Annotated in this window: 18 protein-coding genes and 1 pseudogene; 11 read left to right on the top strand and 8 right to left on the bottom strand. The window is 58.3% G+C overall.

All coding sequences use genetic code 11. From position 1 onward, the window contains the following. Positions 1-15: 15 nt before the first annotated feature. From rlmB to pal, 7 genes are all read right to left on the bottom strand, one after another. Positions 16-900 carry a 23S rRNA (guanosine(2251)-2'-O)-methyltransferase RlmB gene (gene rlmB / locus CAY53_RS11680; RefSeq protein ID WP_104937247.1) on the bottom strand — a complete coding sequence of 295 codons (885 nt, stop codon included), beginning with the start codon at positions 898-900 and terminating at the stop codon, positions 16-18. After that, positions 894-1505, bottom strand: a complete 612-nt coding sequence (gene gmk, locus CAY53_RS11675; RefSeq protein WP_104937246.1) for a guanylate kinase — start codon at positions 1503-1505, stop codon at positions 894-896. The genes rlmB and gmk overlap by 7 nt, the downstream gene beginning before the upstream one ends. A gap of 38 nt (positions 1506-1543) precedes the next feature. Then, positions 1544-1840: an extracellular matrix/biofilm biosynthesis regulator RemA family protein gene (locus CAY53_RS11670; protein WP_104937245.1), complete on the bottom strand. Its 297-nt coding sequence runs from the start codon at positions 1838-1840 to the stop codon at positions 1544-1546. Positions 1841-1962: 122 nt separating this feature from the next. Next, positions 1963-2844, bottom strand: coding sequence for a YicC/YloC family endoribonuclease (locus CAY53_RS11665; protein WP_104937244.1), 882 nt, complete (start codon positions 2842-2844; stop codon positions 1963-1965). Positions 2845-2865: 21 nt separating this feature from the next. Then, positions 2866-3855 (bottom strand): bifunctional heptose 7-phosphate kinase/heptose 1-phosphate adenyltransferase, encoded by a 990-nt coding sequence (locus tag CAY53_RS11660; protein ID WP_104937243.1) that lies wholly within the window; start codon positions 3853-3855, stop codon positions 2866-2868. Positions 3856-3870: 15 nt separating this feature from the next. Continuing rightward, entirely contained in the window at positions 3871-4401 is a 531-nt protein-coding gene (locus CAY53_RS11655) for an OmpH/Skp family outer membrane protein (RefSeq protein ID WP_104937242.1), read from the bottom strand. 146 nt (positions 4402-4547) lie between these two features. Next, positions 4548-5072, bottom strand: a complete 525-nt coding sequence (gene pal, locus CAY53_RS11650) for a peptidoglycan-associated lipoprotein Pal (protein ID WP_245874820.1) — start codon at positions 5070-5072, stop codon at positions 4548-4550. Between the two features lie 247 nt (positions 5073-5319). Here pal and CAY53_RS11645 point away from each other — a divergent pair, with 247 nt between their 5' ends. From CAY53_RS11645 to CAY53_RS11605, 9 genes and pseudogenes are all read left to right on the top strand, one after another. Next, positions 5320-5742, top strand: coding sequence for a hypothetical protein (locus CAY53_RS11645; protein WP_104937240.1), 423 nt, complete (start codon positions 5320-5322; stop codon positions 5740-5742). Between the two features lie 8 nt (positions 5743-5750). Further along, positions 5751-7052, top strand: a complete 1302-nt coding sequence (locus tag CAY53_RS11640) for a radical SAM family protein (protein ID WP_104937239.1) — start codon at positions 5751-5753, stop codon at positions 7050-7052. Positions 7053-7389: 337 nt separating this feature from the next. Continuing rightward, on the top strand, positions 7390-9177 hold the full coding sequence (locus CAY53_RS11630; protein ID WP_104937237.1) for a chloride channel protein: 1788 nt from the start codon (positions 7390-7392) through the stop codon (positions 9175-9177). 15 nt (positions 9178-9192) lie between these two features. Continuing rightward, complete coding sequence (locus CAY53_RS11625; protein WP_104937236.1) at positions 9193-9570, top strand: RapZ C-terminal domain-containing protein; 378 nt, start codon at positions 9193-9195, stop codon at positions 9568-9570. Positions 9571-9591: 21 nt separating this feature from the next. Further along, positions 9592-9906, top strand: a complete 315-nt coding sequence (locus tag CAY53_RS11620; RefSeq protein WP_104937235.1) for a phasin family protein — start codon at positions 9592-9594, stop codon at positions 9904-9906. An 18-nt stretch (positions 9907-9924) separates the two neighbouring features. Beyond that, entirely contained in the window at positions 9925-11625 is a 1701-nt protein-coding gene (locus CAY53_RS11615) for an ABC1 kinase family protein (RefSeq protein ID WP_104937234.1), read from the top strand. Between the two features lie 502 nt (positions 11626-12127). Beyond that, positions 12128-12715, top strand: coding sequence for a hypothetical protein (locus CAY53_RS11610; protein ID WP_104937233.1), 588 nt, complete (start codon positions 12128-12130; stop codon positions 12713-12715). A 177-nt stretch (positions 12716-12892) separates the two neighbouring features. Further along, entirely contained in the window at positions 12893-13072 is a 180-nt protein-coding gene (locus tag CAY53_RS12795; RefSeq protein WP_146106514.1) for a hypothetical protein, read from the top strand. Between the two features lie 122 nt (positions 13073-13194). After that, positions 13195-14340: pseudogene (locus CAY53_RS11605) on the top strand (IS4 family transposase). 367 nt (positions 14341-14707) lie between these two features. Here the strand turns inward: CAY53_RS11605 and CAY53_RS11600 are convergent. Continuing rightward, complete coding sequence (locus CAY53_RS11600; RefSeq protein ID WP_104937232.1) at positions 14708-17236, bottom strand: sigma 54-interacting transcriptional regulator; 2529 nt, start codon at positions 17234-17236, stop codon at positions 14708-14710. A gap of 384 nt (positions 17237-17620) precedes the next feature. Between CAY53_RS11600 and CAY53_RS11595 the strand changes: the two genes are divergently transcribed. Both CAY53_RS11595 and CAY53_RS11590 read left to right on the top strand, forming a co-directional pair. Beyond that, on the top strand, positions 17621-17920 hold the full coding sequence (locus CAY53_RS11595) for a DVU0150 family protein (RefSeq protein WP_104937231.1): 300 nt from the start codon (positions 17621-17623) through the stop codon (positions 17918-17920). Between the two features lie 39 nt (positions 17921-17959). Then, on the top strand, positions 17960-19021 hold the full coding sequence (locus CAY53_RS11590) for a sulfite exporter TauE/SafE family protein (RefSeq protein ID WP_104937230.1): 1062 nt from the start codon (positions 17960-17962) through the stop codon (positions 19019-19021). The last annotated feature ends 16 nt before the right edge of the window (positions 19022-19037 follow it).

Raw genomic sequence — 19037 nt, 5'->3', positions numbered from 1 at the left:
GTGCAGGCCGGGCGCTTACCGGTCATGACCGGCAAAGGCCGGCTCTTGTGCGGTCGAACGCCGGCGGGCGAGTTCAAAGAGGATGACCGCTGCGGCCGCGGAGACGTTCAGGGAATCGAAGCCTCTGGCCATGGGAATGGTAAAAAGCTGATCACAGCGTTTTTGCACCAGCGGCCGGATGCCCCTGCCTTCACCACCGATGACCAGGCAGCAGGCAGCCGGAAAATTCGTGGCATAGATCGGGGCCGCATAAGGATCGGCCACGGCGCCGAATATCCAGTAGCCGCACTCTTTTAAGCATTGCAGGGTTTCGGCGATATTCTTCACGCGGCAGATGCTGAGATGGCTCAGCGCGCCCGCCGAGCTTTTGGCCACCGTGCCGCCCAGCACGGCGCTGCGCTCCCGGGGGACAATCACACGCTCGAAACCGGCAGCCAGGGCGGAGCGCAGAATGGAACCCAGATTGTGGGGGTCCTGAATGCAGTCCAGAATCAGAAGCGGGCCGGCATAGTCCTGCAACAGGGCGGCCAGCTCCACGGTCTGCACGGCGGCCAGGCGGGCCACGACCCCCTGATGCCGGGCATCCCTGGGCGCTCCCAGCCGGGCCATGGGCACAAAACGGAGCGGCACCTCACGGCGTCTCGCCAGAGCGATCAGTTCCTGCAGGCGCGGCCCGGCCTTGCCCTCCGCAACCCGCAGCTCGTGCAGGGCTTGCGCTCCGCTCAGCGCCTCCCTGACCGGGTTCAGACCCCAGATCAGCTCTTCCGTCTCTGCCGCGGCCTGACCGGACTCCACGGTTTGCGGCGTCCGGGTTTTTTGCTCCGTGGTGGCCTTCGCTGCCGCTGCCCGGCCTTGAGACTGCCTTTGCGCCGGGCGGCCCGGCTTTTTTTCTCTTACCATGACTGGCTCAGGGGCGTGCCGTCCGCCGCGCGCCGCTGCTGCAGCCGCTCGGCGATGATGATGCTTTTGAAGGCGGTGATGGCGCTTTCCAGCTCCGCATTCACGATGAGATACCTGTAGTCTGCCGCATGCTCCAGTTCCTGGCGGGCATTGTTGAGCCGGAGCGCCATGCTTTCGGGGGACTCGGTGGCGCGGCGCTGCAGGCGCTCGGCCAGCGCCTGGGCCGATGGCGGACAGATGAAGATGCTGATGGCCTCGGGATGGCGGGCCAAGACCTGGCGTGCACCCTGCACATCTATATCCAGCAGGATGTCCAGACCCTGGCGCAGCTTGCCCTGGACCTCGGCCACACTGGTGCCATAGAGCTGGCCATGCACCTCGGCCCATTCCAGAAAGCCGCCTGGCTGCCGGTCGCGCAGGGCCAGAAAGGCGGCCCGGTCGATGAAGTGATAGTCAACGCCGTCCTTTTCGCCCGGACGCGGCGTTCGTGTCGTGTGGGAGACAGAGAAGACCAGACCCGGCATGCTGTCCAGCACCGCGTGGGTGATCGTGGATTTGCCGCTGCCCGAAGGGCCGGAGAGAATGAAGAGCAGGCCGTGGTTCATAGGCGTTTTGTGGTTGAACAGTGGGCAGGGAGGGCGTCTCAGGCCTCCTGGGTCAGCCGTTCCAGTTTCAGGGCCGGATTATGTTCTTCACGCGCCAGTTGGGCCATCCGCTGGGTGATGGTGTCCGGCTGCACCGAGGAGAGCATCAGGTGGCCGGAGTCCAGAATGAGAATGGAGCGGGTGCGGCGGCCTTCGGTCACATCGATGATTTTTTTCTCCATTCGCGCCTCTTCCTTGAGTTTGCGTACCGGGGCGGAGCCGGGATTGACGACCGCCAGAATGCGGCGGATCATGACCGCATTGCCAAAGCCTACATGTAAAAGTCCATTGTCCATGCCTGAGAATCGTTGTTTTGCTGGGTTGAGCTGATCTGCGCTGCCTCTCGCCCCGTATGAGCGGGGAAGGCCGGGAGGCCTTGGCCTGTCGAACGAAACCCGGGCGATCGGCCGGGCGCACTCTATTCGATGTTCTGCACCTGCTCGCGGAGCTTTTCGATCTCGTTTTTCATGGCCACGCCCAACTGGGCAATGCCCGCGTTCGTGCACTTGGAGCAGAGCGTGTTGACTTCCCGCAGAAACTCCTGCAGCAGGAAATCCAGCCGCCGGCCAACCGCCTCGTCCTGCTCCAGAAAGTTGCCGAACTGGCCGATGTGGCTGCGGAGCCGGGCGATTTCCTCGGTGATGTCGCTCTTGTCCGCCATGATGGCGCATTCCTGCGCCAGCCGCATGGGATCGAGATCCACGCCTGCGAGCAGCTTGCGTACGCGCTCGCCCAGTTCGTTCTGGCGCTGGCGCAACAGCTCGGGAGACTGGGCTGCCACGCTGTCCACCATGCTGGAGAGCAGTTGCAGCCGGCCGGACAGTTCCGTCTTCAGGCTCCGGCCTTCCTGCTCCCGCATTCGGGTGCAGGCGCCCAGGGCCTGGTCAAGGGCTGCGCTGGCCAGTTGCCATTCCTGCTCCATGTCTGGCGATTTTTCCTCGATGCTCACGAGGTCGCGCAGCGTCAGCAGATCGGCGAGCCGAATCCCGCCTTCCAGGGCAAAGTCCTGCACCAGCCGCTGCAGACACCCGTGGTACTGCCGGGCCAGTTCCAGATTCAGCGTGAGCTGGACCCTGGCCGCCTTCTCGCCGTCCGCACTGAGCTGCACCTCCACATGCCCCCGGCTCAGGCGGGCTGCGACCAGCTTGCGCACCGGCTCTTCAAAATGGGCAAAGCCGCGGGGCAGGGAAATTTTCTGATCCAGGAAGCGGTGGTTGACCGTGCGGATTTCCGCAGTCCAGAGCCGCTCCGGGCCACCGGCTTCGCCATGGCCAAATCCTGTCATACTACGGGCAGACATAGGTTCTCGTTTGAGGCGTGTTCAGGCAGGGGGCAGGGCTGCCAGGAGTTCCGGGACGCTCACGGCGGCTGTCCCGATCTTGCCCACCACGATGCCGGCCGCATGATTGGCCAGCCGGGCCGCTTCGCTCATGCTGCCGCCTGCGGCCAGGCCCAGGGCCAGGGTGGCGGCCACGGTGTCGCCCGCACCGGTGACGTCAAAAACCTCCTTGGCGACTGTCGGAATGAGCTGCATGGGCCTGTCGTTTTCCAGAAGCGCCATGCCGCCGCTGCCCCGGGTGATGAGCACGGCCTGCAGCGCCAGTTCGTCCTGAATGGCGCGGGCCGCAGCCAGCAGATTTTCTTCGCCGCGGATGGGGAGCCCGGACATCCGGGCCGCTTCGTGGTGGTTGGGCGTGATGATGCTCGCACCGGCAAAGTGGGGCATGTTGACCGGCTTGGGGTCGACCACCCAGGGAATAGGGCGGCCGCTGGTGCGGCGGGCATCGTCCAGGGCGTGGCGCAGCGTCTGCATGGTGCTTTCGCTCACCATGCCCTTGGCGTAGTCGCTGACCAGGACCGCATCGAAGCGGGAGAGGTTGCAGCCCAGCCAGTCCATGAGGCGCTCCAAGGCCCCAGCCGGCAGGGGGCCGGTTTCTTCCCGGTCAATGCGCACGACCTGCTGTCCCTGGGCAAGCACCCGGGTTTTCAGGGTGGTGGGACGTCCGGTGCGGACAATGCCTTTGCCCACGTCGCCAACCATGGACAGGAGCCCCAGCACCTTGTCGCCCATCGGATCCTGGCCGATCATGCCGCAGATTTCGGCCCGGCCGCCCAGCGCCACAATATTGCTGAGCACATTGGCACTGCCGCCCAGCAGGTATTCTTCCCGCTGCACGCTGACCACCGGGACAGGCGCTTCCGGGGAGATGCGGGAGGCCTTGCCCCGGACGAAGTGGTCGAGAATGATGTCCCCGATCACCAGCACATGGAGGCCGGTGAATCGGGGCACAAGGGTACGCAAATCCGACATGAAAGCGCTTTGGCTCTACTTCATGGCGGCGTCGAGCGCCCTGGTCACATCGTCGGTGATGTCGAGCTGGCTGGCGGCAAAGAGAATGGCGTTGTTGGGCAGGATCAGGTCGTAATTGCCACTCTTGGCCTCTTTCTGAATCACTTCCTCCAGTTTTTTCAGCACTGGCTGCACGTGGCGCTCCTGCAGCTTGCGGATTTCCATGTTGGCTTCCCGCTCCTTGCTGGCCAGTTCCGCACTCTTTTTCTGGAACGCGGTGATTTTTTCCCGCTTCACCTCGTTGCTCCAGGCCGAGTTCTTCTTGTCGATTTCGTCGCGCATGGCGCGGAGGGCGTCCTTGTCCTTTTTGAAGCTGGCTTCATAGGATTTCGCCTTCTGCTCGATGATGTTCTGGGCACGCCTGCCGGCATTCGAACTGCTGAAGACCTTTTGCATGTTGACCACGCCGACCTTGAGTTCGGCTGCGCCGGCCTGGCCGCTCAGGCCGGAAAAACAGCAAAGAACGGCCATGCACAGACCGGCCACGATACACTTGAGACCTTTCATGGGGGAACTCCTGAAAAAGTTTTCTGGTTTATGTTTATGAAAGCTGCCACTATACCGACTGACCTGGTCCTCGGCAAGGCAGGGAAGAAAAAAAACCGGACAGGGTCTGGCCCCAATCCGGTTTTTTGTGCAAAAGACGGCTCTGTTCAGCGGTCGGTAATAACGAAATCGTCGCGACGGTTCTGGGCCCAGGACACTTCGTCATGACCGAAGAGCAGGAGCTTCTCTTCGCCAAAGCTGATGGTGGTGATCCGGGAGGCATCAACTCCCAGGCTGGACAGATAGTTCTTGCCGCTTTGGGCGCGACGCTCGCCCAGAGCCAGATTGTACTCCTTGGTACCGCGCGGGTCACAGTTGCCTTCGACCCGGATGCTGACATTGGGATTCTTCTTCAGAAAATCGGCGTTGGTCTCCATGCGGGCCGTCTGTTCGCCTTCGATGCTGGAGCTGTCGAAGGCAAAGTAGACCGGCACCATGGGGCCGGAAGTCCGACCTTCCATGATGCCGGAGTCGCCTGTGCTGTCAAGCGGTTCGGACATCATGCCGGATTCCGGCAGGTCGCTCGGCTGTTCCGGAGCGGTTTTGGCTTTTTTCTTGCTGCAGCCGGTCAGACCCAGGCTGCACACCATCAGCATGGCGGCGACAATAACAAGTGCTTTTCTCCCTCTCATTGGTTCCTCCTGGGGATAAAAATAAGAAATTCGGGCTCTCTTCGCCATCGGCAGGCAGCGAAAGAAGCCGTGCTCATAATAACCATCATTCCAGAAAATTCTACTGCGAGAAGCAGGAAAGTGAATCTTTTTTCAGGGGTGGGCATGGAGAAAAGCTTGAGCGGAACACAGGGTTTAAATTGCGTATTGGGGGAAAAACGATATAGTTGGAGGCTGTTTCTCCAAATAAAACATGAGGATATTGTCCATGGCGCGTCATATGAATCCCGGCAGTTCCACCAACAAGACCATTGATGCCATTGATCGCAAGCGCGAGCGCGAGCGGCGCTACCTTTTGAAGCGTTCCCGCGAGATGGCGCCCGAGCTGGCCATCCTGCTGGTGCAGCGGCTGATGGACCAGCACATTATCGAAACCAATTCGGTCCAGGCCGTCAAGGAGGTCATGGAGCGGCAACTGGAGCGCCTCTCCGAGCTGGACGAGTTCGACATGCAGTACAAGATTTCGCCCATCCGCAATCTGGTGCCCGACCCGAATCTGGTGAGTCTCTACCTGACCCAGTACATCACCGAAGACCTGATCGATCACGACAACATTCAGGATGTGTTCGGCGACGATCTGGCCATCTACAATGCGGTGGATTCCATTCTCTCCCGCATCCGGCTGCAATAGGGGCACGCATGCCAGCCCGGCATCCGCGGATGCGCCCCCATCTGGTTTTTGCCGACGGGAAGGGGGCGATTCTCGACTACAGCGGCATGTCCATGGCCGGGAGTGCCGGCGGCGAGTTCTACGCGCCGGAGCCGGAAGAGCTGATCGCCCTGCCTGAAGGCAGCGAACTCTTTGCTCTGCCCGGCAGAATGCCGGTGGGGGTCGAGCCGGACACGGGCGATTTCGCCCTGCTGGCGGAGAACCCGTACCGGCAGGGCGAGTCGGTGCAGGCGGTGGCTGCCTTCATGGCCCCGGCGCATACCGCGCTTTATACCACGGCCTTTGTCAAAAGGGAGCCTGCCCGGCAGGCGCCGCTGCTGCCCCTCTTCGCCTACACCGCGGTGGGCTGGGCCGAGGGCCGCTTCTGGGTCGCTGCCCTGAGAAGCGATGCCGATATCCGCCAGGATCTTTGCCAGTTCGATTTTGCGGCCCTGGAGCGCAGAACCCGAAAGCGGCTGCAAGCCTGCCGGCAGAACCGGCTGGTCCAGCATCTGGGTATCTGCTGCCTCAGTTACGGCTGTCCGGCGGCCCGCAACTATTTTCTGGACCGCTGGGAGGCGCCGCTGCCCTGTTCGCCGGCCTGCAATGCCAGTTGCGCGGGCTGCATTTCCTTCCAGCCCGAGGGCACTTGTTCGGCCACCCAGGACCGCCTGAGCTTTGTGCCCACGCCGCAGGAAATCGCCGAAGTGGCGGGGCCGCATCTGGCAAGAGCCGAACGCGGCATCGCAAGCTTTGGCCAGGGTTGCGAGGGCGAGCCGCTGCTGCAGGCCCGGGTCATAGAGGCGGCCATTCGTCTGATCCGCGCGCACACAGGCCGCGGCACCATCAATCTCAACACCAACGGCAGTTTGCCCGAAGCGGTGGAGCGTCTGGCCGCCGCCGGTCTGGATTCCATCCGGCTGTCCATGAACAGCGCCCAGGCCGACTGGCACCGTCGCTACTACCGGCCCAAAGGATTTTCGCTCTCCGATGTATGCGCGAGCCTGGACATCATGAAAAAGGCAGGCCGTCACGTGTCGCTGAACTATTTTATCCTGCCCGGTTGCACCGACGACCCGGCGGAGTTCGATGCCCTTGCCACCCTGATCGAAAGGCACCGGCCAGACCTCATACAGCTTCGCAATCTCAACATGGACCCGGACTGGTACCGGGCAGTCATCGCTTTTCAGGCCGCGGGACAGCCTATGGGCATGCGGCGCTGGCTCTCTGCGCTGAAGCGTCGTTTCCCCTGGCTCAAATTCGGCTACTACAATCCGCCGGTCAGAGGCTGAGCCTTTCCGGGTGGGCTTTGAAAAAGGCTTCGCCTGTTCGCGGGCCCGGATGATCGTTGACGGGCAGGATAAGCCCGGCCTGGGGCTTTAACCACGCCCTCACTGGTGCTCCTGCAGGTTGCATGCAGCCCAGGAAATGGAGGCTGCCTGCAAAATTGTGCGCGAACAGGGCAAGGGGCCGACCGGGCTTTCCGGGCCGTCTTTTGTCCAGGCCCTGCCACAAGACCAATGTCTCCAGCCCTTTTTTCTCCACCACCGGGCCGCTTTCGGGTATAGTGGCCCGGCTTCTGCCGCCTGCTGTCACTGCGTTCAGCTTTTTTCTGCAACATCGCCTTTTATGTCCAAACTTGTACATTTGCAGCGCTTCCTGCCGGGCGAGCGCACCCGGATGATGCTGATCACCGCCGCAATCGGGCTCATGGCCGGCCTGGTCATCATTGCCTTTCGGGAAAGCATGGAGCTGGTGAAAACCATCATTCTGCACCACGGTGCATCGCTGCTGGGCATAGACCAGGGTGGCTGGCGGCGGGCCTTGCTGCCGCTTCTGCCCATGGTCGGAGCCGCGCTGCTGATCCCCTTTTCCCTGGCCTTCCCTGGCGAGATCAATGGCTATGGCCTGCCCAGATTCCTGAAGCGGGTGAATCTGGAAAACGGTGTCTTCAAGGCCCGCACCATTGTGCTCAAGATCGTGTCATCCGCGCTCAGCATCGGCTCCGGCAACTCGGCCGGCACCGAAGGCCCGATCGCCCAGATCGGGGGCGCCATAGGCTCGCAGGTGGGCCAGCGTTTCCGCGTTTCCGGCCGGCGCATGAAGGTCTATATCGCGGCCGGCTGCGCAGGCGGCATTGCGGGTATCTTCAACGCGCCCCTGGCCGGCATGTTCTTTGCCTCGGAAATCGTGCTGCTGGGCACCTACGAAATTGGCTCCTTTGCGGCGCTCGCCATCTCGTCCGCCATGGCCACCGTGGTCTCCCGCGCCTATTACGGCGAGGTGCCGGCCTTTCCCATTCCGCCCTATGCCATCGTGAATCCACTCGTGGAAATACCGCTCTACACGCTGATGGCCGTGATTACAGGCATTGCGGCGGTCCTGCATATCCGCTTCTTCTATCTGGTCAAAGACCGCTTTGCCAGGCTGTCGCTGCACCCGCAGTTGAAGCCGCTTCTGGGCGCCTTGCTCGTGGGCGCCATTGCCATTTATTTCCCGCAGATCATGGGCGACGGCTACGACTACATCGCCAAAGCCCTGGACGGCGACACCCTGCTCTGGCGCATGGCGGCGCTGGTGGTGCTGAAGTCGGTCGCCACGGCGATTACACTGGGTTCCGGCGGTGCGGGCGGCGTCTTTGCGCCGGCCCTCTTTATCGGCGCCGTGCTGGGCGGCTCCTTTGGCATCGTGGTGCACAGCCTCTTTCCGACTGCCACCGCCTCGCCCGGCGCGTACGCCACAGTGGGTATCGGCGCCTTTCTGGCCGCCTCCACCCACGCGCCCATGACCGCAATCTTTCTGCTCTTCGAGATGACCGGCAACTACATGATCATCATCCCGGTCATGCTGACTGCGGTGCTGGGCACCATCACGGCCAAATGGCTCCACGACGATTCCATCGACACCGCCGAACTCTCGCAGGAAGGCATCGACATCCACGAAGGCAGGGAGACGGCCATCATGAAGTCCGTGCGCGTGGGCAAGGCCATCACCGAAGATGTGTGCTTTATCAGCGAAAACGCCAATGTGAACCAGCTCCTGGAGCTGTTCAGAGACAGCAGTAACCACTTTTATTTTCCGGTCATCAACAACCGTGGCTTCATGGTTGGAGTCGTCTCCATGCAGGATGTGAAGACCGCGCTGCTTCTGCCCGAGGCCGACCGGGCCGGCCAGTTGGTGGGCGCCATCTGTGCGCGTGATGTGATCATGCTCACGCCGGACGCGAGCCTGTACGAGGCCATCCGGCTCTTCGACGTGAAGGGTATCGACGAAATTCCTGTTGTGGAAAGCAAGGGCGAACCCTGGGTTCTGGGCATGCTCAAGCGGCAGGACGTGATCAGCGCCTACAATCATGAGATGATCCGGCGGGGCATAGGCGAGCGCGACGAGGCGGTCCGGATCATCCGCGAGGTGTAAAAGGAGACGAGCATCATGCAGATTACGGTGAGTTCTTTCGGTTTCAGCCACGGCGCGATGGAGGCCGACTATGTATTTGACCTGCGCTTTCTGCCCAATCCCTTCTGGGTGGCGGAACTGAAGCCCTATCCCGGCACCGACGAGCGGGTGGCGGACTATGTGCTGCGTCAGCCGGAAACCCGGGAATTTCTTGCCTTGCTGCAGCGGCTTCTTACCTTTGTCTGTGCAGCCTGGGCGATAAACGGCAAAAAGGACAGCCTCGTGATTGCGCTCGGCTGCACGGGCGGCTATCATCGCTCGGTGGCGCTGACGGAGCATCTGGCCGCATGGCTGCAGGACAAGGGCTATGCGGTCTGCCGCCGGCACCGGGACATGGCAAAAAATCACCTGTAATTTTATCACAAGGAGTGCATTATGGCAGACATGAAGGAACTGTTGCTGAACATGTTCGACATTGGCATCGGCGTGGCGACACTCACCAAGGAAAAACTGGAAGAACTGCAGAAAGAGGTCGTGGAAAAGGGCAGGATGACCCGGGAGGAGGGGCTTGATTTTGTCGAAGGCCTGCGCCGCAGATCCGAAAAGGCCCGCGAGCAGCTCGATCTGTGGGTGGCCCGCCGGGTGGAGGAGCAGGTCAAAAAGCTCGATCTGGCAACCAGGGAAGATGTGGCCGAGTTGCAACGCAAAATCGACGAGCTGCACTCGCTGCTGAACCGGAACCACCAGTAGGAAAAACGGGCCAGCGCCATGTTCAGCCTGCGCAAGCTGGGTGCCTTTGGCCGTACCTACCGGCACCTGCAACGCTACAACCGCATCCTGCAGGTGCTTTTGAAGTACGGCTTCAGCGACCTGATTGGCCGTTTGCACATCGACCAGTATCTGGAATCCAGTTGGCAGCGGCTGGGCGGCGCCCTGCCCGAAGCCACGCTGGCGCGGCTCTCCCGGCCGGAGCGGCTCCGGCTGGCCTTTGAGGAGCTGGGGCCGACCTTCATCAAACTGGGCCAGTTGCTCTCGTCCCGGCCGGATCTGCTGCCGCCGCCCTACATCCAGGAACTGGCCCGCCTGCAGGATAAAATTCCGCCCGTGCCCTGGGCGGAAATAGACGCTGTATTCATGCGGGAATGCGGTGCGCCGGCCGAGACGCTGTTTCCGGAATTCGAGCACGAGGCCATGGCCGCGGCCTCCATCGGTCAGGTGCACCGGGCGCGCCTCGCCGATGGCAGTCGGGTGGTGGTCAAGGTGCGGCGGCCCGGCATTGCCCGGCTGATCAATGTGGATCTGGAGATTTTCAGCCACATTGCCAGCCTGATGGAACAGTATCTGGAGGAGCTGCGCAGCCATTCCCCCACCACGGTGGTGGAAGAATTCGCCGAAAGTCTGAACCGGGAGCTGGATTTCACCCTCGAACTCGCGAACGTGCAGCGCTTTGCCCAGCAGTTCAAAGGCAACCCGGACATCCACGTGCCAGAGGTCTATCCCGAGCTGTCCTCGAGCTGCATTCTGGTGATGGAGTACATTGAGGGCATCAAGTCTTCGGACGTGGCACGGCTCGAGGCCGAGGGCTATGATCTTGCACTCCTGGCCCGGCGCGGCGCCAATCTCGTGATGGAGCAGATCTTCAGCCACGGCTTTTTTCATGCCGACCCGCATCCCGGCAACATCTTCATTCTACCCGGCAACGTGGTGTGCTTCATCGACTTCGGCCAGATGGGCCGCCTGTCCCGCCGCGACCAGGATGACTTTACCGCCCTGGTGACGAGTCTGGTCAAAAGGGACGAGCATGAAATCGCGGGCGGCGTGCTGCGCACCACCATTCAGTTGGGCGAGGTGGACCGGGACCGGCTGGAGTGCGACCTGGTCTTTTTTATGGACCGCTACCTCTACCAGCCGCTGGAAAAGCTGGAGGCAGCCAGAATCTTCCAGGATCTGCTGACCCTGGTCAACCGGCACCATCTGTCTTTCAAGCCCAGCCTGTATCTGATGATCAAGGCGCTCTGCACCCTTGAGGGCGTGGGCATGATGCTGGACCCACACCTGCGGCTCTTCGCGCTGGCCCAGCCCTTCATGCAGCGCCTGCAACTGGAGCGGATGAAGCCGGGCCGGCTCATGGAAGAGGCGGCTTCCCTTGGCCTCAGTTATTTCCGGCTCCTGCGCGCCCTGCCGGATGACCTGAGCAGCGTTCTTGTGCAGTTGCAAAGCGGGCAGCTCAACATAGGCTTCGAGCACCGGGGCATCATGCCCCTGCAGGTGACGCTCGAACGCATCACCAACCGTCTGGTCTTTGCCATTGTGCTGGCTGCGCTCATTGTGGGCAGCTCGCTGATTGTGCTCTCAGGCATTCCGCCCCGCTGGCACAATGTGCCGGTGATCGGACTGTTCGGCTTTGTGCTCGCCGCCTGCATGGGCTTTTGCCTGCTGATCGCCATCCTGAAGCACAAGAAGATGTAGCGGTGCGGCAGGCCCGCTGCTATCTGATGAAACGGATCGTTGAAGAGCCCCCATATGCCATTGCAAATATGACTTTGAAAATATTATGCTTCCCTCAAAAAGTATACATTTGATATGGAGAAAAAGTGCGGGCCATGATCTCTGTAGAAAATGAAACTATTGAAGATCATGAATCGCTTGAATATTTCAGGAATGATTGCTTCAATATAGTTGGCAATATGATTTTTTCAGATAAATGATGGAAATTGTGCCAAGTGACGGTGCCATCATTAATAGGGCATGAAAATATCATAAAGAATATCATGCTTTTGACTCGGCGTATTTGATTTTTACGGATAAAGAGCATTTTGCTCCATCAGATCATTCATTTTTATGAAAAGCAAGAGAGTTATAAATAGAAGAATAGTGTTTAATGTGCCTCCAATAAATTTTCATTATTTTGCTGTCCTTGGTCGTGCTAGGATGTGATATAAACGTTATCATTGTGAATGAGGAGATAATAATGAAAAGAATATTATATTTCTCTGTATGTATTCTGTTCTTATTTTTTCCCTTATATCTTTTTACTTATAAAAAAGAAATTTCTTTTACAAGAAATAGTCCAGAAATTATATTAAAAATTCCTCCAATCCTTATTGTCGGCTTTTTCCATAACTTTGAAATTGAAATTATCTCTGAAAATAAGGATGATTATCTGAAAATACTTTATAATTCTTTTGACCGCCCACTCTTGTTTTTACCGAACAAAAAGAACAATAGTATGCTTGTTGTGTATTTTTTCGATATAGAAGATCATATTTTTATTATAGAAAAGAATGAGAACATAATGTTCCAGGATTTTTCAAATCGAGAAAAAAGTAGTTTAAGTCGAATACTATTGTCAGTAAAAGGATTTAATATCCGTCCGCTAACAGAATTCGAGTTGAATGATGCTATAAAAGAAATCGATACAATGCCATTGGAACAATATAGGGAACTTTCCGTTCCTTCTTTAGATTTAGGTTTCCATAAAATTTATATGCCCAAAAGTAAGATATTAGATATGTTGCAGGAAGAAAGAATAAAGCTCCATCGAAGAATTGGGCGATAGGCGAGTGCGGGGTTTCCACCTTATTTCCTGGCGAATGCATGCAGATTGCAAGAGCACTGTCTTGGCTTCCATACTCCCTCCTCGTGAGGATTTTTTCAATTTGCCTATTACTTTTATATTGATAATCTATCGTTTTGCTTAGCTCGAACAGGGGAAAACAATAATACAGCAGGTAACGTGATAAAGAAAGGCTCCTCGCCCTTTGGTGTGGATTTGCAGTATAAAGGGATCAAATCCATACCAAATGATGACGAACGAAAACAGCAACGGGCTTTTGCGGCAGTATTTTCCCAGGGGCAGCAGCTTTCACAAGATCACGGAAAAGATGGTTTCGGACGCCGCAGAACAACTGAATAACCGGCCGCGCACTGCTGTCCCACAAAATATCAATGATTTCGGGATAAAATAAAGGCTTGGAGCCCCTGGCGTGGTATAATGGATTTGGCAAAAAGTTCATTAAAACCAAAGAGGTCCAAGCCATGGGATATTGTAGCACGGTTGTCGGCCAATTGCTTAGAGTTTTTCCGAGACATGAATTTGAGCAAGTCCGCCGGGCGGTTCAACCAAAGAAACACCGCCGCGCCCTTTCTGGGTGGACGCAGTTTGTGGCCATGCTGGTGGGGCAACTCGCTGGACGCGACAGTTTACGCGGCATTGTGGATGCCTTTTCACCGCAAAGTCGCAAACTTTATCATCTGGGCCTCGGCTCATTCAGTCGTTCCAGTCTGGCGCGGGCTAATGAAAAGACACCCGCCTAGCTGTTCGAAAAGGTGTTCGTAGCGCTTTTGGCTCGTTGTCAATCGCTTGCGCCTCCCAACCAAAAGTTCCGCTTCAAAGACGGCGGCAAGGTCTATCTCCTTGATGCCACGGTGATTGAGCTGCCGCTCTCGCTGTTTCGCTGGGCCACGTACCGCGCCAGCAAGGGGGCGATGCAGTTGCATGTGGGGCTTGCGGCGAACGGCCATTTGCCCAGCTTCGTGGATATGACGGCAGGGCGAGTCCACGAGATCAACAAGGCGCGTGAACTGCGTCTTCCCCGAGGTTCCTGGGTGGTCTTTGACCGGGGCTACACGGATTACCAGTGGTATCAGGAGTTGACGAAGGATGGCGTGCATTTCGTCACACGCCTGAAGCGTGGTGCTGCGGTGCAGCCTGGCGCGAAACGCCGGGGGTGCAAAAGCGCGGGTATCCTGGAAGACCGGGAAATCCGGTTCAGAGGAGTGGAGGGCGTGTTCCGGACAGTCCGCTTTCTGGATGAAGCGAGAGGTGAGGAATACGAGTTTCTGACCAACGCCCTGGATATTGCGGCAACCACGGTGGCGGCACTGTACAAGGAGCGGTGGCAAGTGGAGCTGTTCTTCAAGTGGATCAAACAGCACCTGAAGGTGAAGAGCTTCGTGGGCGGTAGCATGAACGCGGTTCGGACGCAGCTGTGGATCGCGTTGTGCGCGTATCTTCTGGTGGCCTTCATCAAATTTCAGAGTCGCCTGGGGCAATCTATCCTGCAGATTTTACGGCTTGTTCAGCTCAATTTGTTTGAACGGCGGGATTTAGACGAACTTTTTTGTCCGGAAAAACAAAAAATACCATTACATAACAACCAGTTATCGCTATTCCAAATTTAGTGGGACAGCAGTGGGTGTTGATAGCGGAAATCTTTAGGAATGCTGCAGACCACGGCAAAACTGTGCTGGTCATTACCCATGATGCCGAACTCGTTCAGAAATGCTGCGACTCCTGCCTTGCCATAGAAAACCTGTAGCGCTCATGCCAATTTCATATCACCCATGTAACAGTGCCCATCCTGCAGGATGTGGCAGATGGCATGAGCATATGAGCCGGGAAGAAGCGCTCTCCCTGACCCTTTCTGCGAAGGAGCCGCCCAGGGCGGCTGTTGCCTGTGCGGGATATCAGGCAGGCGCTCGATGGGCATCTGGGCCGCGCTGTGCCCTTATCCACGGTCTACCATTTGCTGCACCGCCATAACTCGCCCTAGTCTGCAGCCGTAACCGTGGTGTAACGGCAGGACGGGCCAGCGCCAGACTTCACCAGGAGTCCGCGCTCCACCAGATCGTAAAGATCGTACTGCGCAGTGCGCACGGAAATCTGCGTATCCAGTGCTTCCTGATATTCGCTGCGGCTGATGCTGCCCTGCCGCATAATCAGGTGCCATACCGCCTGTTGCCGCTCGTTCAGAGCGATCGCCTCCCCTTCCTGTGCAGCCACTGTGGCCTCCCCTTCGGCCGGCCGGCGTCTGGAGATCAGCTCCCCACTGGCACGCTTGCCCTGCAGCGAGGCATTGTCCGGGTTTTCCGGCATTGCCTCGTTGAAGAGAATATGCTGCGCCAGCAGTACATCGCCCTCAACAAAGGTGAGCGAGCGAATCAGGCAGTTTTCCAGCTCCCGGACATTGCCCGGCCAGTCATAGGCCAACATCTTTTCCAGGGCGCCGCGGCTCACAGCGATTGGGGGCTGGCCACGCTCCTGGCAGTTTTTTTCCAGGAAATGCCGGATCAGCACGGGCAGATCCTCCTTGCGCCGGCGGAGTGGTGGCGTGTTGATGGTGATGACGGCCAGGCGGTAATAGAGGTCATCGCGGAAGCCCTGGCCTGAAATCGCCGTTTGCAGCAGATCCACATTGGTTGCCGCAATAACGCGGGCGTCATAGGCAATTTCCCGATCCGAGCCAAGAGGCACGATGCGACGCACGGACAGGGCCCGCAGCAGGGCCTGCTGCACCTTGGGGGAGGCGTTGCCGATTTCATCGAGCAGCAGGGTGCCGCCCGAAGCGGCGAGGAATGCGCCCTTGCGTTCGCCGTGCGCCTCGGAAAAAGCGCCCGGCACGTGGCCAAACAGCGCATCCATCAGGAGATTTTCATCCAGGGCGCCGCAGCTGATGGAAATAAAGGGCCCCTTGGCACGGTAACTCATGGCGTGCACTGCGCTGGCGGTCAGCTCCTTGCCCGTGCCTGTTTCACCAATTATGAGGACATCGGCCAGAACGCCTGCCGCCTTGCGGAGTTGCTGGCGCAGCTCGGCAATGGCTGGTCCCGCACCCACCAGACCGTGCAGGGGGGAGGCCGCCATGACCGGGTTCAGCGCAGGATCTTTGGCAATCACCTTGTCGAGATTGACCTTTTCCCGCATTCTTTCGTCGGCATCTGTGGTATCCCGCCGACGAATTTCCCGTCGTATCATATACAACTGTAAGAGCAGAATATTGATCGATTTCTGAAAACGGTTCAATTCTGCATAAGGCGATGCAGGAGCAAAGGGCGTACTGTCATCGGAGTGAATCTTATTTTCCAGTTCACCCGCCATTTTCCCAATAATTTTACTGATACGCCGCCCCATAAGGTAGAGAACGAAAACTAAAACAAAAAATATGCCCAGAAAAATCAGGAAGAGATGAACGACTATTTTGCCTTTTACGGCAGCAAGTACAGAGCTGCTGTCAAAACAGCCGATACCACCCACAATTTTTTCTGTACGCTCGTGGCCGTGAAAGACGATGGGGGCGTAATTGAGGAAGAACTCCTGCTTGTTGCCATCAGGTTTGCCAAAAACTTCCGAGCTCAACATCTTTCCTGCATGCCCGGCCTGCACATCGGCCACCAGAGTCCAGTACAGATGATAGTCGGAGGCCGGCCGGAAGGCTTCCTGAAACCCGGGCCGGCCGACGTCGCCCCGCAAACCCGCGCGCAGCCTGTCCACTGCCAGCGGCATGCCCGGCTCCTCCACATTGGCCGATTCAAACAGCAGCCAACCGGCAAGGTCGAACATGAAACTTTTTTTATGGAGGTTGTTCTGCGGCAGCAGGTAGAGCGGCGACTGGTCCGAGGTGTATAGGGAAAGAATATTGCGCATGTCCTGCAAATTGACCGACAGTACCAACTGCCCCTGATATTGTTGATCCGGCCCAAGCACCGGCATGCTCAGCCGGATGACGTGCATGGCGACGCTGCGGGCGCCGCCTGGAGCCGGCAGGGCCACATAGGCAGCCTCGACCGGTTCTCCTACCCGTACCTCGCCTTCTTTGGCCTTGCTCCCGCTGCCGATGCTGGAAAAGATGCCGCCATTATTCCCGTGAACCTGTCCGGCTGGCAGCGAAACAAAGGTATTGGCGACATTGACCAGGACAAAATACTCACCGCTTGTCCTGCCCTGGAAGGCCACCTCGCCATAACGATTTCGTTTTTCTGCAGGCATGGCATTAAAATGCGCTATGACGCCTGCCTCGGAAAGGGGTCGTTGCGCCAGATATTCCAGTTCGAGATAGGCGTCATCCAGCAAACGGCTGATCGCGTTGGCCTGGGCCATTGCGCGCAATTGCGCGTTTCGCGCGAAAGCTTCGCTCAGGCTGGATGTGACCATCTGGTAGATGAGTGCAAAGGAAAAGCCCAGGATGCAGAGCAGCCCGCCTGCGCCCAGAAAGGCCTGAAACCTGCCGATGGTCCAACGGCCGAAAAGGCTGTCCGGGCCCAGCAGGGAAGTGGGTTGGAGCGGGAAAAACAAACGCATGGTGCCTCCAGTGACCTGCGGAAACAGGGCAGGGCTGTCCTGCCGGATTGAGGTAAGCGCGCAAGCGGATTATGCTCCAGGCTTTGCGCAATTGCTTTTCATTAATTATGATAGCGTAGCACAAATTTTTTGAAAATGGAAAAGGAACATGAAAACAAACGGCTAAGAAGAAAAATAAATCACGCAACCCTGTGCTCGGCTGTGCAATGGCACAGTCTGTGCTAAAAAGATGGGATGGAAGCGCTCCAGGGCGCCGGTTTTTTTAACACTGCTTTTTACGTAATTGCCAAAATGGCATGGCATCGGAGCGTACCGGTTGCCAGGGAGCCTGGCTTTCGCAGAAGCACTGCAAAGCCGCAATATTAACACGTGGAGGAGATCACGATGAAGCAACGCTTGTCACGAATCTGGTGGGCACTCACGGCACTCGTTCTCTTTGCCCCGGGCTGGGCGCTGGCTGCGGCCAAAGGCGGGGGGGGCAACGTAGTGATTGTGGCTGACACCCGCAAGCTGGACGGCATCATGGCCTGGTGGGCAAACATGTACAACGAAAGTCACCTGGAATTCACCATTCTGACCATCATCATCATTCCGGTGACCGGCCTGATCTTCGGCATTCTGGCCGATGCCGTCATGAGCCATATCGGTATTGATCTGAAAACCCGCAAAACCTCCGAAGGCTGAGATGCCTCCGCACCTTTCACTTCATCAAAGGAGCAATCCATGGATTGGTTATATATCCTTATGCCCATCTCGGGCGTGACGATCTTCTGGCCCGGTCTTGTTATTCTGGGCGTAGGCGTGGGCATTATCGGCGGTTTCTTCGGCATGGGTGGCGCATGGATGGTGACCCCCGGCCTCAACATCCTTGGCTTCCCCATGGCCTTTGCCATTGGCACCGACATTTCCCACATGGCCGGCAAGTCGCTCATCTCCACAATGCGCCACGGCAAATTCGGCAACGTGGACTACACCTTGGGTCTGATTATGCTGGTCGGCACCATCCTGGGCTTTGAGGTGGGCGCGCAGATCGTGTTGCAGCTCGAGCGCATCGGCAACCTGGAAAAGGTGGTCCGCTGGATCTACATCGCGCTTTTGGCCTTCATCGCCTGGACAGTCTTTGCGGATGTGGCCAAACGCAAGAGAAAGGAAGCCGCAGCCGCTGCCAAGGGCGAACAGCTTGACGCTGGCGCCACCGGCATCGAGTGGCACAAGACCCTGCACAAGATGAAGATTCCGCCGATGATGCACTTCAAGGCCGCCGGCATCACCTGCTCTGCGTGGGTGCCCGTTCTGGTCAGCTTTTTCACCGGCGTGCTCGCAGGCATTCTGGGCATTGGCGGCGGTCTCATCCGTATGCCCGCTCTGGTTTACCTGGTTGGCTGCCCGACCCACGTGGCCGTCGGCACCGACCTCTTCGAGGTGGCTATCTCCGGTCTGTACGGCGCAGCCTCCTACACCTTCAAGGGCCGCACCGAGCTGGTCGCCGCCCTGATCATGCTGGTTGGCGCTGCGGTTGGAGCACAGATCGGCGCAGTGGCCACCAAGTACATCAAGGGCTATGGCATCCGCATCGCCTTTGGCCTGGCGGTTATCGGCTGCATGCTCTCTATCATCCTGAAGCTTCTCCAGGGTCAATTCCCCGCAGCGAAGGCCATTCTTGGCAACTGCGCCACGGTTCTGGTTCTGGCCCTGGTCAGCCTGATGTCCCTGTACATCTTTGTCCGTATGGTGCAGGGCGCGCGTGAGGAACTGGCCCAGAAGAAACAGAGTCAGCGGCAATGATCATTCCACGACGTAC

This window comes from Desulfobulbus oralis (assembly GCF_002952055.1).
GTDB classification, from domain to species: domain Bacteria; phylum Desulfobacterota; class Desulfobulbia; order Desulfobulbales; family Desulfobulbaceae; genus Desulfobulbus; species Desulfobulbus oralis.
This window is presented reverse-complemented; position numbering and strand designations above follow the sequence as displayed.

Coding starts and splice junctions, on each gene's coding strand:
- rlmB (WP_104937247.1), bottom strand. CDS start 900: ATGGTAAGAGAAAAAAAGCCGGGCCGCCCGGCGCAAAGGCAGTCTCAA.
- gmk (WP_104937246.1), bottom strand. CDS start 1,505: ATGAACCACGGCCTGCTCTTCATTCTCTCCGGCCCTTCGGGCAGCGGC.
- CAY53_RS11670 (WP_104937245.1), bottom strand. CDS start 1,840: ATGGACAATGGACTTTTACATGTAGGCTTTGGCAATGCGGTCATGATC.
- CAY53_RS11665 (WP_104937244.1), bottom strand. CDS start 2,844: ATGTCTGCCCGTAGTATGACAGGATTTGGCCATGGCGAAGCCGGTGGC.
- CAY53_RS11660 (WP_104937243.1), bottom strand. CDS start 3,855: ATGTCGGATTTGCGTACCCTTGTGCCCCGATTCACCGGCCTCCATGTG.
- CAY53_RS11655 (WP_104937242.1), bottom strand. CDS start 4,401: ATGAAAGGTCTCAAGTGTATCGTGGCCGGTCTGTGCATGGCCGTTCTT.
- pal (WP_245874820.1), bottom strand. CDS start 5,072: ATGAGAGGGAGAAAAGCACTTGTTATTGTCGCCGCCATGCTGATGGTG.
- CAY53_RS11645 (WP_104937240.1), top strand. CDS start 5,320: ATGGCGCGTCATATGAATCCCGGCAGTTCCACCAACAAGACCATTGAT.
- CAY53_RS11640 (WP_104937239.1), top strand. CDS start 5,751: ATGCCAGCCCGGCATCCGCGGATGCGCCCCCATCTGGTTTTTGCCGAC.
- CAY53_RS11630 (WP_104937237.1), top strand. CDS start 7,390: ATGTCCAAACTTGTACATTTGCAGCGCTTCCTGCCGGGCGAGCGCACC.
- CAY53_RS11625 (WP_104937236.1), top strand. CDS start 9,193: ATGCAGATTACGGTGAGTTCTTTCGGTTTCAGCCACGGCGCGATGGAG.
- CAY53_RS11620 (WP_104937235.1), top strand. CDS start 9,592: ATGGCAGACATGAAGGAACTGTTGCTGAACATGTTCGACATTGGCATC.
- CAY53_RS11615 (WP_104937234.1), top strand. CDS start 9,925: ATGTTCAGCCTGCGCAAGCTGGGTGCCTTTGGCCGTACCTACCGGCAC.
- CAY53_RS11610 (WP_104937233.1), top strand. CDS start 12,128: ATGAAAAGAATATTATATTTCTCTGTATGTATTCTGTTCTTATTTTTT.
- CAY53_RS11600 (WP_104937232.1), bottom strand. CDS start 17,236: ATGCGTTTGTTTTTCCCGCTCCAACCCACTTCCCTGCTGGGCCCGGAC.
- CAY53_RS11595 (WP_104937231.1), top strand. CDS start 17,621: ATGAAGCAACGCTTGTCACGAATCTGGTGGGCACTCACGGCACTCGTT.
- CAY53_RS11590 (WP_104937230.1), top strand. CDS start 17,960: ATGGATTGGTTATATATCCTTATGCCCATCTCGGGCGTGACGATCTTC.